Here is a 24,003-nt window from a genome sequence, read left to right as displayed (position 1 = left end):
GTCTTCTAACAAATAAAGTATGGAGTTGTCAGCAGGGTCAGAATCTCCTTCAAAGCGATAGGTTTTAATTATGGTAAGGTCTTCGGGGTTATAAATTTTATTAATGCCCACTCCTTGCATTTTACCATGATCTGTCATCTTTATTTCGTTATCCAGGCCTTTAAGTCTTAATTTTTCTAAAACCTGACTAAGTGTATTCATTTCTATTGGATGTTCCATAATAGGTCTTGTTTTTTGTAAGTAAAACAACAGCTTTTAGAAATGGTTTTCTTTTTTGTTGAAAGGGTATTATTCGATGTGCTATAATGTAAAAAGGCTAACCATAATTCATGGTCAGCCTTTTTGAATTTTAAATATTCCTTAAGCTTATAATGAAAAAGCAGCTTTTACTTTATCTACAAAGTCCAGTTTCTCCCAGGTAAACAATTCAACTGTAACTGTTTTTTCTTCGCCTCCGGGGCTTTTGAAAGTTTTGGTCACTGTTTCAGGTTTACGACCCATATGACCATATGCTGCAGTTTCACTATAAATTGGATTCCTTAGCTTTAAGCGCTGCTCAATAAAGTACGGGCGCATATCAAATAGGTCTTCAACAATCCTGGCAATTTCGCCATCTGTTTTATTTACTTTGCTTGTTCCGTAAGTGTTAATATAAATGCCCATTGGTTTTGCAACCCCAATAGCATAACTTACCTGAACTAAAATTTCTTCAGCTACACCAGCAGCAACAAGGTTTTTCGCAATATGACGAGTTGCATATGCCGCACTTCTATCTACTTTGCTTGGATCTTTTCCTGAGAATGCACCACCACCATGAGCTCCTTTTCCTCCATAGGTATCCACAATGATTTTACGGCCTGTTAAACCCGTATCGCCATGAGGACCTCCGATAACAAATTTTCCTGTAGGATTGATGTGATACTCTATCTTATCGTTAAACAGATGAGCATATTGCGGGTATTTTGCAATAATTCTTGGAATAAGAATGTCCACAAGGTCCTTTTTGATTTTGGCTAACATAGTAGCCTCTTCATCAAAATCATCATGCTGGGTGGATATTACAATAGCATCAATACGAACTGGTTTGTTGTTGTCTGAATATTCCAGCGTTACTTGTGATTTAGCATCAGGACGCAAATAAGTAATTTCATTGTTTTCTCTTCTTAAGAGCGCTAATTCCTGTAAAAGTGTATGTGAAAGATCTAATGCCAAAGGCATGTAGTTTTCAGTTTCGTTGGTTGCATAGCCAAACATCATTCCCTGATCACCGGCGCCTTGTTCCTCTTTACTGGCTCTGTCTACACCTTGGTTTATATCTTGGGACTGTTCGTGGATTGCGGAAAGAATGCCACATGAGTTGGCTTCAAACATGTACTCACTTTTTGTATAACCAATTTTTCTGATTACATCACGAGCAATTTGCTGCACATCCAGGTAAGTTTGTGATTTTACCTCGCCAGCTAAAATAACCTGACCTGTGGTAACCAAAGTTTCACAAGCAACTTTTGACTCTGAATCGAATGCCAAAAAATTATCAATAAGTGCGTCTGAGATTTGATCTGCTACTTTATCCGGATGACCTTCAGAAACTGATTCGGATGTAAATAAATACGACATTTTAAATAATTAAAAATTTAATTTAAACAATTATATAAAATGGAATCAGACCCTGCGTAGCAGGCAGTAAAATGAAGTGTATGATAAGGTTAGCACTTTTTTTTACGTGGTTGCAATCCCGCTATTCTTAAATAGCATCGCAAATCAGTCCACTTTAATGCTGCAAAATTAGCATATATATTTAAATAGTCAAAAAATATCAATTATTTTGTACTATCATTAATCAAAAGGTTTTGTCGAAATCAAACATTCTATTTATTATTAATCCCATATCAGGAGGGAAGGATAAGTTAAAGATACCTGCATTGATAGATGCACACCTGGACCGCTCTAAGTTTAGCCCGAATTTTAGCTTTACGGAATATGTTGGCCATGCCTCGGAAATAGCTGAGGAAGCTGCAAATAAGAATTTTGATGTAATTGTGGCCGTTGGAGGCGATGGTACCATAAATGAAATTGCAACTAAGGTCATGCAACAGAATAAAGTGCTGGGTATTATTCCTTTTGGCTCTGGAAACGGGCTGGCAAGGTTCTTGAAAATACCCATGAATACTGTTGCTGCAATCAAGGTGATTAATAAGCTTAACGTTGAACTCATCGATACTGCCAGATTTAATGATAAATCCTTTTTCAATATGGCGGGGATGGGCTTTGATGCACATATCAGCTCTGTTTTTGCCGGAAATAAATCAAGGGGATTAACGGGCTACCTCAAATTAGGATTAACAGAAGTGTTAAACTATAAGCCTCAAATCTATCGGCTGAATATAGATGGAGTAGATTATGAGCGTAAGGCATTTGTGATCAGCATAGCCAATTCTTCTCAATATGGCAACAATGCACACATCGCCCCCAAGGCATCGGTAGTAGACGGACTTCTTGATGTTTGTGTGGTTAAAGAATTTCCAATGTACAAATTACCGCTACTGGCATATGAAATGTTAAGTGCAAGAACTGATCGCTCCAAAATTGTTGAAATTATAAAAGGTAAAAATATAAAGATCAGCCGCAGTCAGGACGATGCAATACATATTGATGGAGAACCCTTTTTCATGGGAAAGGAAATAGAAGTGTCTATTGTGCCGTTATCGTTAAATATAATTACTCCTAGTTATGAAGTCTAAAAAGAAAACGCTAAGTGATCTTGGAGGAATAATGTATTCCACAGACCCTTCCTTTGTTTATCAGGAAGAAAGCGACGGTTCCAATGAATCAGTACCTAAAAACCAACAGGACCTAAGAGTTACATTGGATCGAAAGAACAGAGGTGGAAAAGCAGTTACCTTAGTCACAGGATTTAGAGAAAGTGATGAAGAACTGGAAAATTTGGCCAAAATGCTGAAAACGAAATGTGGCGTAGGAGGGGGAGCAAAAGATGGCGAGATCATCATCCAGGGAGATTTTAGAGATAAAGTGCTTTCACTCTTGCAAAAGGAGGGTTATAAAGTAAAGAAATCTGGAGGATAAATCGTTGACTTAATTTATTGATTTTCAATATTTTAATTGTAAGTGTATAAGCAACAATAAGTTAAAATTTTCTTTAAAAAAGGTGTTTTTACCTTTTTATCTGTATAACTTTGCCTGACTAACTTATTATTCTTATGAGCAAAGCATTTATGCTTAGGCCTGATTTGAGCTATCTGGATCTGGATTCGGATATGGCTTTATATCAGCTTAACGTAGCACAATTGGTTGAGGAGGCCATAAAAAATGGAGAAGGTTCACTGGCTGATACAGGTGCATTGGCAGTAGATACAGGGAAATTTACGGGCCGTTCTCCAAAAGACAGATTTATCGTTTGTGACGAGCTAACCCGCGATTCGGTCTGGTGGGGTGATATAAATTTCAAATTCGAGCCGGAGAAATTTGATGCGTTATATAAAAAAGTAACAGCTCATCTTAGCAAAAAAAAATATTATGTAAGAGATTCGTTTGCCTGTGCAGATGAGGCTTACAAAACGACCATTAGGGTAGTAAGTGAGACAGCATAGTAGATGGAACGAGACAGCCTAATTTTACGATCCTTAATTTTTCAAAAAAAATAATCCTTATAGGAGGATCGGGATATACAGGAGAAATTAAAAAAGGGATTTTTTCAGTGTTAAACTTTATTCTTCCAGAGCAGAGACGTACATTATCAATGCATTGTTCAGCAAATGTTGGGAAAAAAGGAGATACAGCCATATTTTTTGGCTTATCAGGAACAGGTAAAACCACTCTTTCTGCCGATCCCGAACGTGGACTGATCGGAGATGATGAACATGGCTGGGGAAGTGAATCTGTATTTAATTTTGAAGGGGGCTGTTATGCTAAATGTGTGGATTTGACTATTGAAAAAGAACCACAGATTTTTAATGCCATAAAATTCGGTGCCTTGTTGGAGAATACCAATTACTTTGAGGGCACCCGAACTGTTGACTTTTCCAACATTGATAAAACGGAGAATACCAGGGTCGCCTATCCGATAAATTACATTGATCATGCCATAGTCCCTTCAATTGCTCCTGAACCGAAAAACATTTTCTTTCTTACAGCTGATGCTTTTGGCGTTTTACCACCAATTGCCAAATTAAATATCGGACAAGCGATGTTCCATTTTATATCCGGATACACCGCGAAAGTTGCCGGCACAGAAGCAGGTGTTACTGAGCCCCAGCTAACCTTCTCTGCTTGTTTTGGTAAGGCATTTCTGCCACTTCATCCAACAAGATATGCAGAACTCCTTGGAGAAAAGATGGAAAAGAATAATGTAAATGTATGGCTGGTTAATACTGGCTGGAGCGGAGGAGCTTACGGAGAAGGTAAGCGGATGAAGTTAGCATATACCCGTGCGATGATTTCTGCAGCGTTGAATGGAGCGCTTGAAGATGTTGAATTTACCACTGATCCTGTTTTTGGGTTACGGACTCCTTTGACCTGCCCAAATGTTCCATCAGAAATTTTGAATCCAAGAAATACTTGGGCAAGCAAGCAAAAGTATGATCATAAAGCCAATGAACTTTCTTTGGCCTTCATAAATAATTTCAAGCAATTTGAAGCCTTCGCAAGCGAAGAAATGATTAGTTCACTACCAAAAATAACCGAAAACACAGTTTAAAGCATTTTTTTTGCCTAAAAATTTGCATTTCAGTTTTTTTTTAGTTTTAATTGCGAAAGATTGTCTCCGCAACGAGACAATCTTTTTTAATTATACAGTAATACGTTAGATATAACGGGAGTGCAAACGGGTAAAATTGACGGGACAAAACGAATTAGCAAGCTAACGATTATTTAATTTGGAATTAAAATCAAAGTTATAAATTTGTTACGGCAACAATTGTTTGTAATAGTCGTTGTGTGTATTACGGAATATTTAATCTAATTTTAAAAAACAAAGTACTAAAAACTAAAAAACTAAAAAAAAATGGCAAACGCACCAAAACCAACAACAGTTAAAAAAGAAGGCTCTTCTACAGCTTCAAATTTATTCGCAACTCTTACTATTCCAATTTGTATCATTATTGGTATATGTGTTTACAAATTTATTTTCGGAGATAGAGGGAATTTCATCGATGGGGCTGATCCAGATCTTCACGATACACTTCCAAAAGTAGGTAACTACATGGGTATGGCTTACAAAGGCGGAGTTATCGTACCTGTTCTATTGGGTATGTTTCTTATGGTAATTGTATTCTCTATCGAGCGTCTTATTGTAATTGGTAAAGCAACTGGAAAATCTAGCCTGGATTCATTCGTTAAAAAAATCCAAGGATTTTTAAATTCAAACAACATCGAAGCAGCCTTAACTGAGTGTGATAAACAACAAGGTTCAGTTGCTAACGTAATCAAATCAGGATTGAAAAAATATCGTGAGATGGAAGTTGAAGCAAACATGGATACAGATCAAAAGTGTTTAGCTATCCAGAAAGATATCGAAGAAGCTACTACTTTGGAAATGCCAATGTTAGAGCAAAACTTAACTGTAATTGCTACTTTGGTATCAGTAGGTACATTAACAGGACTATTAGGTACAGTAACAGGTATGATCAAGGCCTTCGGTGGTTTGGCTAACTCTGGTGCTCCGGATCAGGCTGCATTGGCAACTGGTATTTCTGAGGCCCTAATTAACACAGCTACTGGTATCGGTACTTCTACTTTTGCGATTATCATGTATAACATCCTTACTTCTAAAATTGATAAATTAACTTATGCAATTGATGAAGCAGGTTTCAGCATCATTCAAACTTACGCCAGTACACATAAATAAAAAATAATGTATTTTTTTTTACCGGCTTTATGGAAAACCGGAAGAATTAACATCATTAGTAAAAAGTAAGTTTATTTATTAAATATTATGGCAAGAGCAAAGGTTCAAAGAAAGAGTACTTCGATAGATATGACCGCCATGTGCGATGTGTCTTTCCTGCTGCTTACTTTCTTTATATTAACAGCAACAGCGCGCCAGCCGGATCCTTTGGAAGTAACAATTCCAAGTTCTACCTACAAGATTAAAGTTCCAGATTTGGATATGGGGATTTTATCTATTGGTCAGGGTAAGGTGTTCTACGAAATCGTAGGAAAGGACGTAAAAATGGCAACGCTTGATAAAATTGGAGAGCAATACAAAATTCAGTTTACTCCTGAAGAGAGAGAACGTTTCGGTGTTCTTGGATCATTCGGAGTTCCTGTAAGCAGCTTGAAAAAGTTTATCATGATGAACGGTGACGAGAGAGATAAGTTTGCTAAGGCCAACTTGGGTATCCCGGCTGATTCAACAAACAATGAATTGTCTGAATGGTTATTGCAATCCCGTAAGGCGGTTGCAGAGTTACACCAGACTTCAATGAGGATAAGTATCAAGGGAGACGCTGAAGAAAAATATCCAAACATCAAAAAGATTGTTGATATTCTTCAGAAGCAAAAAATTAACAAATTTAGTTTAATTACATCGGCCGAGGGCGATGCTAAATAAAATCATACTATGGCAGAATTAGATACCTCCGGCGGGGGTGGGAAAAAAGGCGGCAAAGTAAGAAGTAAGAAAGCAAATACCAAAGTAGATTTAACTGCCATGGTAGATTTAGCCTTCCTGCTGATCACCTTCTTCATGTTAACCACCTCGTTGTCAAAGCCGATTGCAATGGACATTGCAAAACCTGATCAAGAGGACAATGATGTGAAAAACGAGCTTCGTGCATCTCAGACCATGACAATTCTATTGGGTAAAAACAATAAGGTTGCCTGGTACATGGGAGAAGCAGGAAAGACTCCACCAAATATTGAAAGCTTTGCTGAGGTTAGAAAATCAATATTAAAAAATAAAGACGAGGTAAGTAAAACTACCGGCCGACAAATAGTGATAGTAGTGAAACCAACAGAAGGAGCTACTTATAAGAATTTTGTTGATATAATGGACGAGTTGAATATCGCTAAAATTAAAACTGCTCCGGCTATTGATGATGTAAACATTATCGATAGTGAGAAAGATGCGATGAAACAAGCTGGGATATTATAAATAATTATAAACATAAAAATATTAGGCTATGTTTGGTTCTAAAATAGATTTATTAAAAAGGGATTGGCTTGATGTTGTGTTTGCCAATAAGAACAAAAGCTACGGAGCTTACGAGCTTCGTCAGAGAAGTTCTGCGAATACAACGAAATCATTGCTAATAGCATCAACAGCATTTGTGTTGTTGTTCTTATCCCCTAAAATTATGGAGTTATTCAAAGGAAAAGCTCCAGAAGAGGAAATTGTTAAGCAAACGGAAGTAGTGGTGCAGCCACCTCCTCCTGTAAACCCGGAAACACCTCCACCGCCACCGGTTGAGCCACCGCCGCCAAAACAGGATCAGGTTAAGTTCCCTCCTCCAATTGTAAAACCGGATGAGTTGGTACGTGACGAGGAACCGGTTGAAATTGAAGATTTGAAAAAGGCTGACCCAGGTCAGAAAACCATTGCCGGCGACCCTGATGCGGATATCGTTATTGCAGGTCCGGCAGGTGATGGCCCTAAACAAGCAGCGGTAGTAGAGGATACCAAAGTTTATGACTTTGTGAGTCTTGAAACGCAGCCATCTTTCCCTGGTGGTATGGAGAAATTCTACGCTTATTTGAAAAAAGCGGTAAGATATCCTCCTATGGCTCAGGAGAACAACATTCAAGGTAAAGTGTTTTTATCGTTCGTTGTTGAAAAGGATGGTAGCTTAACCGATATTAAAGTTGATAGAAAACTTGGTGGTGGTACAGATGAGGAAGCTGTTAGGGTGCTAAAAGCAAGTCCGAGATGGATCCCAGGAGTTCAAAATGGTAAAAAGGTGCGTGTGAAATATAACATCCCAATCAGTTTTACCTTATCACAATAGAATACAATGTTTAATTTGAAAACATTTATGCAGAAATCGCCTCAACAGCGATTTCTGTTTATTTTAGGGCTAGTTATGTTTGCCTTTTACCTGGTTCTGGGCCTTACATTAATCGTTTGGAAAGACATGCCGGTAACCATCGAACGGACTTACAGAGTGCTCCTTGGTGTGTTGCTTATCGTTTATGCAGCAATAAGATTTACCCGGGTAATTAATCAAAAAGATAATTAAAGAATGAAGAATCTAAGCTTTGCGTTCATTTTTCTGGTGCTGCTGTCTTGCAAAAATAAAAAGCAGACTGAGGTTGTTGAACAAACACGGACATCAGGATCGGTTAAAATTCTTGTTGACGAATCTTTTTCTTCGATTATCGCTGATCAGATCATGGTATTTAAATCTGATTATAAGCATGCGGAGTTTGCAGTCACTGCCGGTAACGAGAATAAAATAGTGCCTGCTTTTTTAAATGACAGCATTAGAGTAATCATATTATCCCGGATGCTAACACCCCAGGAAGATAAAATATACAGAAACAGAAGCATCGTTCCAAAGACATCCAGGTTTGCCATAGACGGAATTTCATTGCTTACCCAGAAGGACGATCTTGACTCAAATATCACTGTTGAGGAGGTGATAGCGATATTAAAAGGAACTTCAAACAGTGGAAAACAGCTTGTTTTTGACAATGCCTATTCCAGCACGCTCCGGTATTTCAAGGAGCTGGCTCAAATCACGGAACTTCCAAAAAAGGGAGTTTATACTTTGAAGAACAATAATGACGTTATAAAGTACGTTGCTGAAAATAAGAATTTTATAGGAGTAGTCGGTGTAAATTGGTTAATAGCTAATAATTCCGATATGACTCCTTATATTGCAAAGGTGAAAACGATGGGGGTGAAGAATATTAAGGGGAAAAAGGGGGATAATGCATACTATCGTCCCGATCAGGCAAATCTAATTAGTGGTATTTATCCGTTTTTAAGAAATGTTTACATCATAAATTGTGAGGGACGGGATGGTTTAGGCACAGGTTTTGCAAACTGGTTATTAAGCCCGAGAGGTCAGTTGATCGTACTGAAATCTGGACTTGGTCCGCATAAGATGATGTCACGGGATTTTAACTTGAAGAATACAAAGTAAATTTTATATTTGGAAAACGAAAGTAATGGGCAGGGTAAGATGAGTTTGATTTTAGAAATGCCTTTTAAATATTTGAAACTAAAAACAAAATAGCGAACCATGAAAGCTGCAAAGCCGGCTTCATAACAATTAATTGAAAATAGAGGAACTATGAAAATGACAAAGAAAGCAATAACCTTAGGTTTAGGTTTAGTAGTGATGGGTTCTGCCTCTTTTGCTCAGAGCATTACCGATGCAAAGAAGGCGATAGATGCCGAACAGTACCAAAAAGCGACTTCAATGCTTAAAGCGTTGGTGTCGTCACAAAAAGGCAAAGGGGAGAATTACTTTAGTTTAGGTGATGTTTATTTAAGAAGGGATTATATTGATTCTGCTAGAGCTGCCTTTACTCAAGGTGTGACAGCTGATCCAAAAAATCCTTTAAATTATATAGGTTTAGGCCAGGCTGATCTTGCTTCAAATAATGCCGCGTCAGCTAAAACAAATTTTGATAAAGCAATTGAAGTTTCTTCAAAAAAAGACTTTACTCCATATTTGTATATAGGAAAGGCTTATTTGGAAGGTGAGAAACCAGATTTTGCTGCAGCACTACCTAACTTGCAAAAAGCGGAAGAGCTTGATGATAAAGATAAAGAGGCAGAAACATTTGTTGCTTTAGGAGATTACTATGCAGCACAAAGAAAGAACTCAGAGGCGCTTCAAAACTACATGAGGGCTTTGAGTATTAATCCGGCCCTTTACAGATCTACCGTTCAGATTGGAAGAATGTATAAAGAGTCAAGAGCATTCAGTGATGCGGAAGTTGAATTGAAAAATGTAATCGCTGCTGATCCAAATTATGGCCCTGCTTATCGTGAGTTAGCTGAGCTGTATATGCAATGGGGAAATCAGGAGCCTGCAAATTTTGATGCTAAGGCGGCTGAGGCATTAACAAACTACAAGAAATATCTTGATTTGACTGATAAATCATATGATTCAAGATTACGTTATGCAACTTTCTTGTTTTACGCGAAAGACTTTAAAACGCTGGAACAAGAAACTTCAGAACTGGCCTCAGTAAATCCCAACGATCCTAAAAGCTTGATCGTTTCAAGGTTGAGAGGATACTCTGCATATGAAAACAAAAATTATCCTCAGAGTTTACAGTACATGAAAGACTTTTTTGCGAAGGTAAAAGATACTTCACGTATTATCTCTGATGACTATATGTACCTTGGTAAAGCCTTAATGAAGGATTCTACAGATAAGGCTAACGACAGTTTAGGTTTAGTAAATGTGATTAAAGCGGTTAATATGGACTCTACTAAAGTTGAGGCTTTAGCAGAACTTGCAAAATCATATTATGATGCTAAAAACTATCCTAAAGCAATTGCAACATATGATGTGGTTAACCGTTTGAACCCAGAAGGTAAAGGTTCATTGTATAACTATTTTTACCATGCTATTGCCTCTTATGTGTCTTATTATAAGGCTTATACTGCAAAGACCAATCCATCTAAACAAATCTTAGTGAAAGGAGATTCTTCGTTAGCGAAATTGCTGAAGTTAGCTCCATCGACTTATGATGCGATTTTGTATAGAGCTAGAATCAATGACTTCATGGATGATGAAGCAAATCCAACGGGGTTAAAAATACCTTTCTACCAACAGTATTTAGATTCTGTCGAGGCTCATGTTGATAAACAAACTCCGGCAGTAAAAAAGAATATGGTGGAAGCCTATAATCAAATAGCGGGTTTTGCTTCATACAAAGAAGATAAAGTAAAAGCAAAATTATTCTGGGACAAAAGTTTAGCTATTGATCCTGCAAATACCACTGCATTAGAAGGCATTAAATCATTAACAGCTCCAGCACCAAAAGCTGCAGCTAAGCCAAAGAAAAAGTAATAATTTTATAATAAAAGAAAAAGGCGGGGTTGTTATCCCGCCTTTTTCTTTTATTTTTGCCTCATAATTTATATTTAAATGGAAACTCAAAGCGTACCCGTAGATTTTTTACCAATTATATTTCAAGTAGTTGTTGCCTTAGGATTTGTGGTGGTTACTTTAATCGCGACACACTTTTTAGGTCCAAAAAGAAAAACAGCTGATAAGCTGGCAACATTTGAAGCAGGTGTAAAAGTTGTCGGTAATGCGCGTCAGCCATTTTCCATCAAGTATTTTCTAGTGGCTATACTGTTTGTCCTGTTTGATGTGGAGGTGATATTCATGTACCCTTGGGCAGTTAATTTTAGAGCACTTGGAATGTCTGGAATGATAGAGATGTTCATCTTTATGGGAACCTTATTATTAGGCTTTATTTATGTGATAAAAAAGAAAGCATTGGATTGGAATTAGGTTATTTAGATTGTTTCTAAATGCCCTCAACTTAATTCATTTGCTTTTAAAAAATTGTAGATTTGTGGTTCATTCTTTAAAGGAATGAACCTTTTTCGTTTTGTATCATGAGTAACATCAATATAGTAGACGCGCCTCCAGGCATAGAAGGATCTGGTTTTTTTGCTACCTCCTTAGACAAGGTTATCGGCCTGGCCCGTTCCCATTCATTATGGCCCTTACCATTTGCCACTTCTTGCTGTGGTATTGAGTTTATGGCCACCATGGGATCTCATTATGACTTTGGCCGATTCGGATCTGAGCGTTTAAGCTTTTCTCCCCGTCAGGCAGATTTATTAATGGTAATGGGAACCATAGCTAAGAAAATGAGCCCGGTTCTTAAACAGGTATATTTGCAGATGGCTGAACCCCGTTGGGTGATGGCTGTTGGCGCTTGTGCATCCAGTGGAGGTATATTCGATACTTATTCTGTTTTACAGGGAATAGATGAAATTATTCCGGTCGATGTATATGTGCCAGGATGTCCACCAAGACCAGAAGCTATATTGGATGGTTTTGGTAAAATTCAGGAATTGGTTAGGAATGAATCTTCAAGAAGAAGAAATTCAGATCAATATAGAGAAATGTTGGCTTCATACGGAATTGACTAATGGCAGAGGTTACTAATCAGGAATTAATACAACAACTGACTGAAAAGTTCGGTGAAAAAATAGTTGGAATTAATGAGCCTTATGGCTTGCTTACTTTTGAAACCACAAAGGATGTTATTATTAATGTTCTGGCATTTCTTAAACAAAATACGCTAGCTAGCTTTAACTTTCTTACCGATATTACTGCAGTACATTATCCTGAGAAAAAGCATGGCATTGCTGTAGTTTACCATTTACACAGTATGGTGAACAAAATCAGGATTAGGGTTAAGGTTTTCATTGATGAGCATCATCCTGAAATCCCAACCGCTACAACCTTATGGAATGCAGCTAATTGGATGGAAAGAGAAACTTATGACTTGTTTGGAGTAAAGTTTGAAGGCCATCCGGATTTGAGAAGAATATTGAATATGGACGAGCTAGGTGTGCATCCCATGTTAAAACAATATCCTTTGGAAGATCCGAACAGAGTAGATAAAAAAGACGAATACTTTGGTAGATAAGAAAAAATGAATCAACCGGTATATACAGATAACGACCCACAGAATGAATTGGTAACCTTAAATTTAGGTCCAACTCACCCTGCAACACATGGTGTTTTTCAGAATGTAATTCAATTGGATGGTGAGCGCATCGTTAGTGGTGTATCTACTATTGGGTACATTCACCGTGCTTTTGAAAAAATTGCGGAACATCGCCCATTCTATCAAATTACTCCTTTAACAGATCGGTTAAACTACTGCTCTTCTCCCATAAATAATATGGGATGGCACATGACTGTAGAGAAGTTATTGAATATTAAAATGCCAAAGCGTGTGGATTACTTAAGGGTAATTATTATGGAACTGGCACGTATTTCAGATCACATTATCTGTAATACCATTATTGCTCAGGATACAGGCGCAACAACCACATTCTTATATTTATTTCAATTCAGAGAACATATTTATGAGATCTATGAAGAGATTTGTGGTGCAAGATTAACGACCAATATTGGTCGTATTGGAGGCTTCGAAAGAGACTTTAATGAAATTGCCTTTGCCAAAATCAATAAGTTTTTGAAAGAGTTCCCCGTAGCACTAAGAGAATTTGAAAGCTTGCTTAACCGTAACCGTATTTTTATTGACCGTACAGCGAAAGTTGCAGCGGTATCAGCGGAACAGGCACTGGATTATGGATGGACCGGACCGCTGTTGCGTTCAGCTGGAGTTGACTATGACGTTCGCGTGAGTGATCCATATTCGTCATATGAAGATTTTGATTTTGAAGTTCCGGTAGGAACAAGTGGTGATATTTATGACCGTTATCTTGTTCGGAATGAAGAAATGTGGCAAAGTGTTAGGTTAATCGAACAGGCTTTAGAAAAATTAAAGCACGAACCGGCAGGTATTTTCCATGCGGATGTACCTGAATTCTATTTGCCTGCTAAGGAAGAAGTTTATAATAACATGGAAGCTTTAATCTATCATTTTAAAATCGTGATGGGCGAAATTGATGCTCCTAAAGCTGAAGTATATCATTCAGTTGAAGGTGGTAATGGTGAGTTGGGCTTCTATTTAATCAATGATGGAGGAAGAACGCCATATCGTTTACACTTCAGAAGACCTAGTTTTATTAATTACCAAATGTTTGCACCAATGAGTAAAGGCATGCTGCTGTCAGATGCCATTATCAACATGAGTAGTATGAACATTATTGCAGGAGAATTAGATGCTTAAAGTAGAACAACAACAACCTGTAGAGTTTTCATCAGCTTTAAAAGAGAAGTTTGATGAGATAATTAGCAGATACCCGAAGGGTAAACATAAATCTGCTTTATTGCCGATGCTTCATGAGGTTCAGGCTGAATTAGGCTGGTTAAGCCCGGATGCAATGGATAAAGTTGCTGCTTATCTGGATATCCAGAACATTGAGGTATATGAAGTAGCTTCGTTTTACAGCATGTATTTTTTAAAACCTCAGGGTAAGTATGTTCTGGAAGTATGCAGAACCGGCCCTTGTTGTTTAGTGGGTGCTGAGAAGCTGATGAACCATATAGAACAAAATCTAGGCGTTAAAGAAGGGGAGGTTACACCTGATGGCTTGTTTAGCTGGAGAGGTGTAGAGTGTTTAGCTGCCTGTGGATATGGCCCGGTATTACAGATCGGTCCGGAATATACATTTTACGAAAACCTTAATGAACAAAAGGTTGACGAGTTGATACAAGATTTACGCAAGAAATAATGGCCCGTAAACTATTATTAGAACACATAAACGTACCAGGCATCAATACATTTGATGTTTATCGCCAAAAAGGCGGTTATCGTGCCGTAGAAAAGGCCTTAAAAACTTTGACTCCTGATGAAGTAGTGGAAGAAGTTAAGAAGTCTGGATTACGTGGACGTGGCGGTGCAGGATTCCCTACGGGAATGAAATGGAGTTTTTTGGCGAAACCTGAAGGCGTAGCAAGATATTTAGTTTGTAATGCAGACGAGTCTGAGCCAGGAACTTTTAAAGATCGTTATCTGATGACCCATATCCCTCATGCACTTATTGAGGGAATGATCGTTTCAAGTTTTGCGCTGGGTGCTAATACCTCTTACATTTATGTAAGAGGTGAGATGATGCCCCAGATTAGAATACTGGAAAAAGCAATTGCAGAAGCAAAGCATGCTGGGTTTTTAGGAAAGAATATTTTAGGAACCGGCTATGATTTGGAACTATATGTTCAACCAGGTGGCGGTGCATATATTTGTGGAGAAGAAACCGCATTATTGGAGTCTTTAGAAGGTAAAAGAGGAAATCCCAGGATTAAACCTCCTTTTCCTGCAATTGCAGGGCTTTACGGATGTCCAACTGTAGTAAACAATGTGGAGTCTATTGCGGCGACTGTGCCTATCATTAACGATGGTGGTGATGAGTATGCCAAAATAGGAATCGGCAGAAGTACAGGTACTAAACTGATTTCAGCTTCTGGTAACTTAGTGAGACCAGGTGTATATGAAATAGATCTGGGATTGCCTGTAGAAGAGTTTATTTATTCTGATGAATATTGCGGAGGTATCGCAAACGGTAAAAGATTAAAGGCTACTGTAGCCGGGGGATCATCTGTTCCTATCTTACCCGCAAATCTAACCCTGAAGTTAGCGAATGGCGAACCAAGATTAATGAGCTATGAATCGTTGTCAGAAGGTGGTTTTGCTACTGGATCAATGATGGGTTCTGGCGGTTTTATCGCATTTGATGAAGATCAGTGTATTGTTAGAAACACCTGGAACTTCGCTCGTTTTTATCATCATGAAAGCTGTGGACAATGCTCTCCTTGTAGAGAGGGAACAGGATGGATGGAAAAAGTGCTGCACAGAATAGAGTATGGCCATGGTAAAATGAGCGATATTGACCTATTGGTTGATGTTTCTAAAAAGATTGAAGGAAACACAATCTGTCCTTTAGGCGATGCGGCAGCATGGCCGGTTGCAAGTGCAATCAGACATTTCAGAGATGAGTTTGAATGGCATGTTAAAGAGCCAATCAAATGTTTAGATACTAATTATGGTTTGGCAAATTATGCTGAGCCTATTGCGAAAGCAGAAGTTACGACAGGAAATTAACAATCATGAGTGACAAAGTTAAGGTAACCATAGACGGGATAACAGTAGAAGTAGCACCCGGCACAACTATTCTAAATGCTGCAAGGCAAATAGGTGGTGATATAGTGCCTCCTGCAATGTGCTATTATTCCAAATTAGAAGGTAGCGGAGGAAAATGCCGTACTTGTATTGTTAAAGTTAGCAAGGGGTCTGAGAAAGATCCCAGGCCAATGCCAAAGTTGGTAGCATCATGCCGTACAACAGTTATGGATGGCATGGAGGTTCAAAATATCACTTCTCCGGAAGTTATTGAAGCGCGAAGCGGTGTAGTAGAAATGCTACTGATCAACCATCCTTTAGACTGCCCTGTTTGTGATCAGGCAGGAGAATGTGACCTTCAGAATCTTGGATATGAGCACGGTTTGCAGAAAACCAGATATGAATTTGAGCGCAGAACTTTTGAACGTATCGATATTGGAGATAAGATCCAGTTACATATGAACAGATGTATTTTATGCTATCGTTGCGTATTTACTGCCGACCAGATTACAAACAAACGTGTACATGGTATTTTAAATAGAGGTGATCACTCAGAAATTTCTACCTATATACAAACAGCTGTAGATAATGATTTTTCCGGAAACGTGATTGACGTATGCCCTGTTGGAGCATTAACCGATAAAACATTCAGATTTAAAAATCGTGTTTGGTTTACCAAGCCAATTGACGCACACAGAGATTGTCCTACATGCAGTGGTAAAGTTACTTTATGGTATAAGGGAGAAGATGTGCTAAGGGTTACAGCACGTAAAGATATTTATGGTGAGGTGGAAGAATTTATCTGCAATACCTGCCGCTTCGATAAAAAGAAAACGGCTGATTGGGTAATTGAGCATCCCACTCATATTAGCGATACTTCCGTTATTGCTTCTAACCATTATGAAACCTTAAAGCCTTTGCCTGTTATTCAAAACAATCCTCAATTACAACAGGCAAATAAAGTAGAACTAGAAAAAACAACCAAATTCTAATGGATATAGCTTTTGTAATAGAAAAATTTGTACTGGTTGCCATCATATTTGGTATCAGTTTATTGATTGCTATGTACTCTACTTATGCTGAGCGGAAAGTTGCTGCCTTTTTACAGGACAGGCTTGGACCAGACGTGCCATTCGTGCGGCATCGCAAAATATCAGCTATGAGATCGCTATGGGCTTATCTATTATTGCTTTGTTGCTCGTTACAGGAACAATGAGTCTTAAAGAGATTGTGGAACAACAACATGGCTGGCACTGGAATATACTTTACCAGCCCTTAGGGTTTGTCATTTTTATGGTTTGTGCCTTTGCAGAAACCAATAGGGCTCCTTTTGATTTGCCGGAGTGTGAAACCGAGCTGATTGGTGGTTATCATACGGAGTATTCTTCAATGAAACTGGGCTTCTATCTATTTGCTGAATACATCAATATGTTTGTGTCATCAGCAGTTATGGCTACGCTTTATTTTGGAGGATATAACTATCCGGGTATGGATTGGGTATTGTTACATACAGGACCGGTTATTGGTCCTCTGATTGGAACGTTTGTATTTTTTATAAAAATATTCGCATTCATATTTTTCTTTATGTGGGTACGCTGGACAATCCCTCGTTTCCGCTATGATCAATTGATGCACCTTGGCTGGAAGGGTTTAATTCCTTTGGCTATCGCTAACATCATTATCACAGGAATTGTGATTGCAATAATTGAAAAGTTTTAACTACCCGCACTAGCGGATAAATAATAAGGAGGTTTAATGGAACCATTAACCAGTAAAAAGAAAGTATTAGAACAAAAACCATTAACGTTTGCAGAACGAATGTATCTGCCTGCAATAGCCAAAGGTTTGTCTGTTACAATTAGCCACCTATTTAAAAAAGAGGCTACCATAAGATACCCTGAAGTTGAAAGAGAATTCTCAACCAACTTTAGAGGGATGCATTCTTTGAAAAGAGATGAGCAGGGAAGAGAGCGTTGTACTGCTTGTGGGTTGTGTGCGCTGTCCTGCCCGGCTGAAGCGATCACTATGATTGCTGCAGAACGCAAGCCTGAAGAAAAGGAACTCTATAGGGAAGAGAAGTATGCTGCAGTATATGAAATTAATATGTTGCGCTGCATTTTCTGTGGTTTATGTGAAGAAGCCTGTCCAAAAGAAGCAATCTACCTGGATGGCCCAATCGTACCTGCCGATTATCTTCGTAAAGATTTTATTTACGGGAAGGATAAATTGGTAGAGCAACCATTGAATAAATAGTAATTTAGTATACAATGCCTGTTAAGGGCCTTTTAATATAAACAGTTTAAACATAGATAATGGGTACTTCAGTATTCTATTTCGTAGCAACATTAAGCGTGATCTTTTCACTGATGGTTATTTTTTCAAAAAACCCGGTGCATAGTGTGCTTTATCTGATTGTTACATTCTTCACATTTACGGTTCACTACATTCTGTTAAACGCACAGTTTTTGGCTGTGGTAAATTTCATTGTTTACATGGGTGCAATTATGGTTCTATTCCTTTTTGTGCTGATGTTACTGAACCTCAATAAGGATAACGAGCCGTTAAAATCAGGAGCAGTAAAAGTTGTCGGTGTGATCGCAGGATGCTGTCTTGTGGTTACTTTGGTTGGATCCCTAAAGGCTACTGCAGTGTCTGATCCGGTGATTTTAAGAAATCCTAATTTGGGCTTACTGAAAAATCTGGGCAAGGAATTGTTCGGCCCTTTTATGTTGCCCTTTGAACTTTCATCAATCTTATTGCTTTCTGCGATGGTTGGTGCAGTATTGTTAACTAAAAAAGAAAAAGTATAGTGGAGAACATGACTCAACAATTGCAGGGCGTACCACTTAACCACTACATCTGGCTAAGTGCTATTATTTTCACCATTGGCGTTATTGGAGTATTAACCCGCAGAAACGCTATAGTTATATTTATGTCGGTTGAATTGATGCTGAATGCAGTTAATTTGCTGCTAACAGCTTTTTCAGTGCATAACAATGATCCATCCGGACAGGTTTTTGTGTTTTTCATAATGGCTTTAGCTGCTGCAGAGGTTGCGGTGGGCTTAAGTATTATTGTGATGGTGTATAGAAATACACAGTCAGTAGATATTAATGTGTTGAATCGCCTTAAGTGGTAATATTAAGTATAGATAAAAAATGATAATAGATTTAGTTTGGCTGGTTCCGTTGATTCCTCTGATTGGTTTTATAATCAATGGCTTGGGAAGAAACACATTATCTAAAAGCCTTATTGGTTTTATAGGAAGCAGTGTTATTTTTGTTTCTTTTGCGATCAGTGTTGGTATATTTCTGGCCTTAGGTGCAGACGCAAATAAATCTCATGAAATTTTTCTTTTTGATTGGATAAATGCCGGTGCGTTACATATTCCGGTATCTTTTCTGGTAGACCCGTTAAGTGCTATAATGCTACTTATTGTTACCGGAGTAGGGTTTCTGATCCATATCTACTCAATCGGATATATGCTGGAAACACAACCATAGCGCTTATCGCATTGTTGTTATTTATCGGAGCCTGCGGTAAATCTGCTCAGCTACCTCTTTTTACCTGGTTACCTGATGCGATGGCTGGACCAACACCTGTTTCAGCCTTAATACATGCCGCAACCATGGTTACTGCCGGTATCTATATGATCGCCAGATCTAACCTGATCTTTGATTTGGCCCCTTTAATTCAACACGTAATTGCCATCGTTGGCCTTGCTACCGCTATTGTAGCGGCAATTATTGCACTCACGCAAACAGATATCAAAAAAGTACTTGCTTATTCTACTGTATCACAATTGGGATACATGTTTTTAGGTTTAGGTGTTGGCGCATATAATGGAGCTTTCTTCCATGTGATTACTCACGCATTCTTCAAAGCATTATTATTCTTGTGTGCAGGATCTGTTATTCATGCCTTACATCACGAACAAGATATGAGACATATGGGCGGTTTACGTAAAAAACTACCTGTAACTTTTATCACAATGCTTATTGGTACCATTGCTATAGCAGGGCTTCCTCCTTTTTCTGGATTCTTCTCTAAAGACGAGATTTTGGCACATGTGTACCTGCACGATAAAGTAATGTGGGGAATTGCAGTGTTTGGCGCGTTTCTTACTGCATTTTATATGTTCAGGATGTTGTTCCTTACTTTTTACGGTAAATATCGCGGAACGCATCATGCCGAAGAAAAAATTCATGAATCACCTAAATCAATGACAATTCCTTTGATCGTGTTGGCGGTATTGTCAGCCCTTGGTGGTATCATTGGTGTGCCTGAGGCTTTGGGCGGAAATCATTGGTTATCACATTGGCTTTCTCCGGTAATTAAGCATACCGGGGAATCACCGGATCACGCTACTGAATATATCCTTATGGCAGTTTCTGTGGTTGGTGTTTTAATCTCTATTGCAATAGCATATGGCAAATACATCAAACAAAATCACATACCGGCTTCAGATGAAGCTAAACGTTCTGTGCTGGCAAACCTGTCTTACCATAAATTTTATTTTGATGAGATATATGATGCATTAATTAGAAAACCTTTGGATGCAATTTCAGTATTCTTCTACAAAATCGTAGATAATAAGATCGTTGATGGTATTGTGAACAGCTTAGGCTGGGGAACTACCGAAGCCAGTAAAGGTTTGCGTTTAATACAATCCGGCAATGTTGGGTTTTATATTTTTATGATGGTGGTAGGAATCATCTCATTGTTATTGTATACTTATTTATCTCTATAAAAGATCGTTCAAGAAAACATAATGGAACAACTTTTACTACTTCTTATATTCTTACCATTGCTAGGTGCCTTGGTTACCGCTCTTTCCGGAAATGCAGCAAAGCATGTGGCATTGGTTTCGGCAATTGTCTCTTTAGGTTTTGCATTGGCGATGGTATGTAATTTTACACCTGATGCCAGCACCCAATTTGTGGTAAACTACTCCTGGATTCATGATCTTGGGATAAATTTCCACGCTGGTGTCGACGGAATAAGTATGATTACAATACTATTGACCAACGTGTTAATACCATTAATCATATTGGCAAGTTACCAGCATAGCTACAAAAGTTCAAATGCATTCTTTGCTTTAATTCTTTTCATGCAAAGCGGATTGTTAATCGTATTTACCGCTCTTGATGCTTTCTTGTTCTATATTGGCTGGGAAGCAGCATTAATTCCGATTTACTTTATCTGTGCAGTTTGGGGCGGAAAAGATCGTATTAAGGTAAACATGAAATTCTTTGTTTATACCATAGCGGGTTCGTTATTTATGCTCCTGGGATTGATTTACCTGTACTTACAGAACCCTGCGCATAATTTTGATATCCAGGCGTTCTATAATCTTAATTTGGATGCAACACAACAGGGCTGGATATTTTGGGCTTTCTTTATTGCTTTTGCAATTAAGATGCCTGTATTCCCCTTCCATACCTGGCAGCCAAATACATATACCGAAGCTCCTGCTGCCGGTACTATGTTATTGGCGGGTATCATGCTTAAAATGGGTATTTACGGGGTTATCCGCTGGTTGTTGCCTATAGTTCCTTCCGGAGTTCAGGATTGGGGTCATGTTGCAATTATACTGTCTGTTATAGGAATCGTATATGCATCAATTATCGCATTTACACAAAAAGACGCAAAGCGTTTGGTGGCTTATTCTTCAATTGCCCACGTTGGCCTAATCAGTGCAGGTATTTTTGCGTTGAATACACAGGGCATGCAGGGTGCAATGATTCAGATGCTTAGTCACGGTATCAATGTGGTAGGTTTGTTTTTTGTGCTTGACATTGTTTCAAGCCGTTTGAAAACAAATAGAATAAGTGAATTGGGTGGAATCGCCAAACAGGCACCAGTATTGGCAATTACGGCTTTGATCATCGTTCTTGGAACGGTTGCATTACCTGGAACCAACGGCTTTATAGGAGAATTCCTGTTGCTGATAGGCGTGTATCAGTACAATATCTGGTTAGCTGTTTTTGCAGGATTAACAATTATATTCGGGGCAGTTTATATGTTCAGGATGTACCAGAACATTATGCTGGGCAAAACGAATGATTTAACAATTACCTTTACAGACGTTAAAGGTTCGGAAAGGATAGTACTATATATCATTTGCGCACTAATTATTGTATTAGGCGTTTATCCAAAACCAATTCTGCAATTGTCTGAAGCATCAGTGCAGCATTTAATAGAACAAGTAACACAAAAATTAACATCGGTAAACTAAGCAAATGAATATCATAATAACAATTACTGTTACAGCTTTAGTAGTGCTTTACGCAGGTTTGTTTAAGGCTAAAAAAGCATTATTACCCATTACTCTTATTGGATTGCTTATTTCACTGGCTTTTGTTGCTACTTCATGGAACACTAATCAGACCTATTTTGGCATGATGCAGATGGATAATTTTGCATTGGCTTTTTCAGGTATAACCATCCTGGGTACATTGTTTGTATTTCTACTTACACAAAATTATTTTGCAGCGGATAGTGAAAATATTGCTGAATATTTCACACTAATATTATTTGCACTGGCAGGTATCATCATCATGGTTTCTTACAAGAACATGTCCATGTTGTTTATTGGCATTGAGATTATGTCTGTTTGTTTATATATACTTGCGGGTATTCGGAAAAGTAACTTTGCATCTAATGAGGCTTCATTGAAGTACTTTTTAATGGGAGCATTCTCAACAGGATTCTTACTATTTGGCATTACCTTGATTTATGGTGCGACAGGCTCGTTCGATTTGGAGACCATTAATCAGTATTTAGTGGGCAATTACAAATCCATCTCCCCGATGTTTTATCCGGGTGTAATTCTGATGTTAATAGGATTGAGCTTTAAAGTAGGAGCTGCACCGTTTCACTTTTGGACACCGGACGTATATGAGGGTGCGCCGACTTTGATTACAACTTTTATGTCCACAGTAGTGAAAACTGCAGGTTTTGCTGCCTTTTTACGCCTGTTTGCTGATACTTTTGCTCCGCTTCATGATTTCTGGCTACCACCACTAGTTGCAATTGTTTGTATTACATTGTTTATTGGAAATGTTACTGCCTTATTTCAAAAGAACTGAGTATATCTCATGCAGGTTACTTATTGTTTTCGTTAGTAACCTTGTCTGCAAACTCATCAAATAATGTATTGGTTTATGCAGCAGCTTATACTTTTGCCAGTATCATTGCGTTTGCGGTGCTAATTATGGTTAAACAGAAAACAGGTAATGATCATTTTGACAGCTTTAACGGACTGGCTAAACGCAATCCACTAACTGCTTTGGTGCTCACAATAGCGATGTTATCGCTGGCCGGTATACCGCTAACAGCAGGATTTATCGGGAAGTATTTAATGTTTCTGAATGTAATGGGAGAGTATCAGATCCTTCTTGTTGCATTCGCTATTTTAAATGCCTTGGTTGGCTTTTACTATTATTTTAAAGTAATCGTGGCCATGTACTTTAAAGAGGGTAATGAAATTGAGCTGGAAGTACCGCTTCAATACAAAGCAGTATTGATTTTTTCAGTTGTAATTACATTATTTTTAGGGGTATACCCTGCGGTAATTTTAAATTTGATATAACCATTTCTCTAGATAATTATTTGTAGTTTTACGAGTAATTGAACTATGCAAGATTTCTGGACCTCATTACAGCATTTTATCGACCCTGAAAAATTACTTAAAGAAGGTGGTTTTTATGTTGTAATGTTCGTTATTTTTGCTGAAACTGGTTTATTTTTTGGGTTCTTCCTACCAGGCGATTACCTTTTATTTCTTGCGGGCATGTTTGTAGCAACAGGAAAGTTGGATGTAAATATCTACGTGCTTATCCTGGGTTTATGCCTTTCTGCCATTTCAGGTAATTTTACCGGGTATTGGTTTGGTCGAAAGACGGGCCCTGTACTCTATCATAGGAAGGACACTTTCTTCTTTAAAAAGCGTTATTTGAAAGCTGCCGAGGAATATTACAACAAACAGGGAGCTTTTGCTTTAATAATGGGAAGATTTGTTCCGATCGTCAGGACTTTTGCCCCGATTTTTGCTGGCGTAGTTAAACTAGATTTTAAGAGATTTGCATTATATAACATTGCAGGTGCAATATTATGGATAGCTTCCTTAACTTTGCTTGGTTATTTCTTAGGTAAAAGATTTGAAAAAGAAATAACCGATTATTTATTATACATAATTATAGGCTTTATTATTGTTACGACCATTCCGCTTATCATCACGTTCGTGAAAAAGAAGGTGGTAAATAACACAGATAAAGAAACAACAAATACAGAACAATAAAATAA

The 24,003-nt window shown here is 38.1% G+C and carries 22 protein-coding genes and 5 pseudogenes; 25 read left to right on the top strand and 2 right to left on the bottom strand.

The window, feature by feature from the left end; genetic code table 11:
* Both AC1DDX_RS10195 and metK read right to left on the bottom strand, forming a co-directional pair.
* Nucleotides 1-219: pseudogene (locus AC1DDX_RS10195) on the bottom strand (hypothetical protein); the annotation flags it as partial.
* Between the two features lie 147 nt (nucleotides 220-366).
* Nucleotides 367-1,617, bottom strand: coding sequence for a methionine adenosyltransferase (metK, locus tag AC1DDX_RS10190; protein WP_172662152.1), 1,251 nt, complete (start codon nucleotides 1,615-1,617; stop codon nucleotides 367-369).
* 233 nt (nucleotides 1,618-1,850) lie between these two features.
* Between metK and AC1DDX_RS10185 the strand changes: the two genes are divergently transcribed.
* From AC1DDX_RS10185 to AC1DDX_RS10065, 25 genes and pseudogenes are all read left to right on the top strand, one after another.
* Nucleotides 1,851-2,741, top strand: a complete 891-nt coding sequence (locus tag AC1DDX_RS10185) for a diacylglycerol/lipid kinase family protein (protein WP_172662151.1) — start codon at nucleotides 1,851-1,853, stop codon at nucleotides 2,739-2,741.
* Nucleotides 2,731-3,084 (top strand): translation initiation factor, encoded by a 354-nt coding sequence (locus AC1DDX_RS10180; protein WP_172662150.1) that lies wholly within the window; start codon nucleotides 2,731-2,733, stop codon nucleotides 3,082-3,084. Before AC1DDX_RS10185 ends, AC1DDX_RS10180 begins: the two co-directional genes overlap by 11 nt.
* A gap of 134 nt (nucleotides 3,085-3,218) precedes the next feature.
* Nucleotides 3,219-4,714, top strand: a pseudogene (locus AC1DDX_RS10175) (phosphoenolpyruvate carboxykinase (ATP)).
* A 306-nt stretch (nucleotides 4,715-5,020) separates the two neighbouring features.
* On the top strand, nucleotides 5,021-5,863 hold the full coding sequence (locus AC1DDX_RS10170; RefSeq protein WP_172662148.1) for a MotA/TolQ/ExbB proton channel family protein: 843 nt from the start codon (nucleotides 5,021-5,023) through the stop codon (nucleotides 5,861-5,863).
* 87 nt (nucleotides 5,864-5,950) lie between these two features.
* Nucleotides 5,951-6,568: a biopolymer transporter ExbD gene (locus AC1DDX_RS10165; protein WP_172662147.1), complete on the top strand. Its 618-nt coding sequence runs from the start codon at nucleotides 5,951-5,953 to the stop codon at nucleotides 6,566-6,568.
* Between the two features lie 9 nt (nucleotides 6,569-6,577).
* Nucleotides 6,578-7,111, top strand: coding sequence for an ExbD/TolR family protein (locus AC1DDX_RS10160; RefSeq protein ID WP_172662146.1), 534 nt, complete (start codon nucleotides 6,578-6,580; stop codon nucleotides 7,109-7,111).
* A 28-nt stretch (nucleotides 7,112-7,139) separates the two neighbouring features.
* A complete protein-coding gene (locus tag AC1DDX_RS10155) occupies nucleotides 7,140-7,961 on the top strand; it encodes an energy transducer TonB (RefSeq protein ID WP_048903390.1) in 822 nt (273 codons plus the stop codon).
* 27 nt (nucleotides 7,962-7,988) lie between these two features.
* Nucleotides 7,989-8,192, top strand: coding sequence for a hypothetical protein (locus AC1DDX_RS10150; RefSeq protein WP_235206961.1), 204 nt, complete (start codon nucleotides 7,989-7,991; stop codon nucleotides 8,190-8,192).
* Between the two features lie 3 nt (nucleotides 8,193-8,195).
* Entirely contained in the window at nucleotides 8,196-9,101 is a 906-nt protein-coding gene (locus AC1DDX_RS10145) for a substrate-binding domain-containing protein (RefSeq protein ID WP_337716960.1), read from the top strand.
* A 156-nt stretch (nucleotides 9,102-9,257) separates the two neighbouring features.
* On the top strand, nucleotides 9,258-10,988 hold the full coding sequence (locus tag AC1DDX_RS10140; RefSeq protein WP_448636251.1) for a tetratricopeptide repeat protein: 1,731 nt from the start codon (nucleotides 9,258-9,260) through the stop codon (nucleotides 10,986-10,988).
* Nucleotides 10,989-11,066: 78 nt separating this feature from the next.
* Nucleotides 11,067-11,438 (top strand): NADH-quinone oxidoreductase subunit A, encoded by a 372-nt coding sequence (locus AC1DDX_RS10135; RefSeq protein ID WP_048903394.1) that lies wholly within the window; start codon nucleotides 11,067-11,069, stop codon nucleotides 11,436-11,438.
* A 107-nt stretch (nucleotides 11,439-11,545) separates the two neighbouring features.
* Nucleotides 11,546-12,088 carry an NADH-quinone oxidoreductase subunit B gene (locus tag AC1DDX_RS10130; protein WP_172662142.1) on the top strand — a complete coding sequence of 181 codons (543 nt, stop codon included), beginning with the start codon at nucleotides 11,546-11,548 and terminating at the stop codon, nucleotides 12,086-12,088.
* Nucleotides 12,088-12,591: an NADH-quinone oxidoreductase subunit C gene (locus AC1DDX_RS10125; RefSeq protein WP_172662141.1), complete on the top strand. Its 504-nt coding sequence runs from the start codon at nucleotides 12,088-12,090 to the stop codon at nucleotides 12,589-12,591. The genes AC1DDX_RS10130 and AC1DDX_RS10125 overlap by 1 nt, the downstream gene beginning before the upstream one ends.
* 6 nt (nucleotides 12,592-12,597) lie before the next feature.
* On the top strand, nucleotides 12,598-13,806 hold the full coding sequence (locus AC1DDX_RS10120) for an NADH-quinone oxidoreductase subunit D (RefSeq protein WP_048903397.1): 1,209 nt from the start codon (nucleotides 12,598-12,600) through the stop codon (nucleotides 13,804-13,806).
* Nucleotides 13,799-14,311, top strand: coding sequence for an NADH-quinone oxidoreductase subunit NuoE family protein (locus tag AC1DDX_RS10115; protein WP_172662140.1), 513 nt, complete (start codon nucleotides 13,799-13,801; stop codon nucleotides 14,309-14,311). Before AC1DDX_RS10120 ends, AC1DDX_RS10115 begins: the two co-directional genes overlap by 8 nt.
* Entirely contained in the window at nucleotides 14,311-15,678 is a 1,368-nt protein-coding gene (nuoF, locus tag AC1DDX_RS10110) for an NADH-quinone oxidoreductase subunit NuoF (RefSeq protein ID WP_172662139.1), read from the top strand. Before AC1DDX_RS10115 ends, nuoF begins: the two co-directional genes overlap by 1 nt.
* A gap of 5 nt (nucleotides 15,679-15,683) precedes the next feature.
* Complete coding sequence (locus AC1DDX_RS10105) at nucleotides 15,684-16,688, top strand: NADH-quinone oxidoreductase subunit G (RefSeq protein WP_048903399.1); 1,005 nt, start codon at nucleotides 15,684-15,686, stop codon at nucleotides 16,686-16,688.
* Nucleotides 16,688-17,415: pseudogene (locus AC1DDX_RS10100) on the top strand (complex I subunit 1/NuoH family protein). The gene AC1DDX_RS10105 and the pseudogene AC1DDX_RS10100 overlap by 1 nt, the downstream one beginning before the upstream one ends.
* A gap of 36 nt (nucleotides 17,416-17,451) precedes the next feature.
* Nucleotides 17,452-17,949: a NuoI/complex I 23 kDa subunit family protein gene (locus AC1DDX_RS10095; RefSeq protein WP_048903401.1), complete on the top strand. Its 498-nt coding sequence runs from the start codon at nucleotides 17,452-17,454 to the stop codon at nucleotides 17,947-17,949.
* Between the two features lie 59 nt (nucleotides 17,950-18,008).
* Complete coding sequence (locus AC1DDX_RS10090) at nucleotides 18,009-18,506, top strand: NADH-quinone oxidoreductase subunit J family protein (RefSeq protein ID WP_048903402.1); 498 nt, start codon at nucleotides 18,009-18,011, stop codon at nucleotides 18,504-18,506.
* Nucleotides 18,507-18,514: 8 nt separating this feature from the next.
* The gene (gene nuoK / locus AC1DDX_RS10085; protein ID WP_216854440.1) at nucleotides 18,515-18,835 is read left to right on the top strand and encodes an NADH-quinone oxidoreductase subunit NuoK; all 321 of its coding nucleotides are present in this window, start codon (nucleotides 18,515-18,517) and stop codon (nucleotides 18,833-18,835) included.
* A gap of 22 nt (nucleotides 18,836-18,857) precedes the next feature.
* A pseudogene (locus AC1DDX_RS10080) lies at nucleotides 18,858-20,446 on the top strand (NADH-quinone oxidoreductase subunit L).
* Nucleotides 20,447-20,467: 21 nt separating this feature from the next.
* A complete protein-coding gene (locus tag AC1DDX_RS10075; protein WP_172662137.1) occupies nucleotides 20,468-21,934 on the top strand; it encodes a complex I subunit 4 family protein in 1,467 nt (488 codons plus the stop codon).
* Nucleotides 21,935-21,938: 4 nt separating this feature from the next.
* Nucleotides 21,939-23,290: pseudogene (locus AC1DDX_RS10070) on the top strand (NADH-quinone oxidoreductase subunit N).
* 45 nt (nucleotides 23,291-23,335) lie between these two features.
* The gene (locus tag AC1DDX_RS10065; RefSeq protein ID WP_172662135.1) at nucleotides 23,336-23,998 is read left to right on the top strand and encodes a DedA family protein; all 663 of its coding nucleotides are present in this window, start codon (nucleotides 23,336-23,338) and stop codon (nucleotides 23,996-23,998) included.
* Nucleotides 23,999-24,003: the final 5 nt, after the last annotated feature.

Source organism: Pedobacter sp. 10L46_2, from assembly GCF_056395165.1.
This window is presented reverse-complemented; position numbering and strand designations above follow the sequence as displayed.

Bases quoted from the DNA above. Each gene is read 5' to 3' on its own strand.
- AC1DDX_RS10095 (WP_048903401.1), top strand. From the start codon at position 17,452: ATGGAACCATTAACCAGTAAAAAGAAAGTATTAGAACAAAAACCATTA.
- AC1DDX_RS10065 (WP_172662135.1), top strand. From the start codon at position 23,336: ATGCAAGATTTCTGGACCTCATTACAGCATTTTATCGACCCTGAAAAA.
- AC1DDX_RS10140 (WP_448636251.1), top strand. From the start codon at position 9,258: ATGACAAAGAAAGCAATAACCTTAGGTTTAGGTTTAGTAGTGATGGGT.
- AC1DDX_RS10165 (WP_172662147.1), top strand. From the start codon at position 5,951: ATGGCAAGAGCAAAGGTTCAAAGAAAGAGTACTTCGATAGATATGACC.
- AC1DDX_RS10075 (WP_172662137.1), top strand. From the start codon at position 20,468: ATGGAACAACTTTTACTACTTCTTATATTCTTACCATTGCTAGGTGCC.
- AC1DDX_RS10105 (WP_048903399.1), top strand. From the start codon at position 15,684: ATGAGTGACAAAGTTAAGGTAACCATAGACGGGATAACAGTAGAAGTA.
- metK (WP_172662152.1), bottom strand. From the start codon at position 1,617: ATGTCGTATTTATTTACATCCGAATCAGTTTCTGAAGGTCATCCGGAT.
- AC1DDX_RS10115 (WP_172662140.1), top strand. From the start codon at position 13,799: ATGCTTAAAGTAGAACAACAACAACCTGTAGAGTTTTCATCAGCTTTA.
- AC1DDX_RS10160 (WP_172662146.1), top strand. From the start codon at position 6,578: ATGGCAGAATTAGATACCTCCGGCGGGGGTGGGAAAAAAGGCGGCAAA.
- nuoF (WP_172662139.1), top strand. From the start codon at position 14,311: ATGGCCCGTAAACTATTATTAGAACACATAAACGTACCAGGCATCAAT.
- AC1DDX_RS10125 (WP_172662141.1), top strand. From the start codon at position 12,088: ATGGCAGAGGTTACTAATCAGGAATTAATACAACAACTGACTGAAAAG.
- AC1DDX_RS10135 (WP_048903394.1), top strand. From the start codon at position 11,067: ATGGAAACTCAAAGCGTACCCGTAGATTTTTTACCAATTATATTTCAA.
- nuoK (WP_216854440.1), top strand. From the start codon at position 18,515: ATGACTCAACAATTGCAGGGCGTACCACTTAACCACTACATCTGGCTA.
- AC1DDX_RS10180 (WP_172662150.1), top strand. From the start codon at position 2,731: ATGAAGTCTAAAAAGAAAACGCTAAGTGATCTTGGAGGAATAATGTAT.
- AC1DDX_RS10150 (WP_235206961.1), top strand. From the start codon at position 7,989: ATGCAGAAATCGCCTCAACAGCGATTTCTGTTTATTTTAGGGCTAGTT.
- AC1DDX_RS10120 (WP_048903397.1), top strand. From the start codon at position 12,598: ATGAATCAACCGGTATATACAGATAACGACCCACAGAATGAATTGGTA.
- AC1DDX_RS10170 (WP_172662148.1), top strand. From the start codon at position 5,021: ATGGCAAACGCACCAAAACCAACAACAGTTAAAAAAGAAGGCTCTTCT.
- AC1DDX_RS10155 (WP_048903390.1), top strand. From the start codon at position 7,140: ATGTTTGGTTCTAAAATAGATTTATTAAAAAGGGATTGGCTTGATGTT.
- AC1DDX_RS10130 (WP_172662142.1), top strand. From the start codon at position 11,546: ATGAGTAACATCAATATAGTAGACGCGCCTCCAGGCATAGAAGGATCT.
- AC1DDX_RS10145 (WP_337716960.1), top strand. From the start codon at position 8,196: ATGAAGAATCTAAGCTTTGCGTTCATTTTTCTGGTGCTGCTGTCTTGC.
- AC1DDX_RS10090 (WP_048903402.1), top strand. From the start codon at position 18,009: ATGGGTACTTCAGTATTCTATTTCGTAGCAACATTAAGCGTGATCTTT.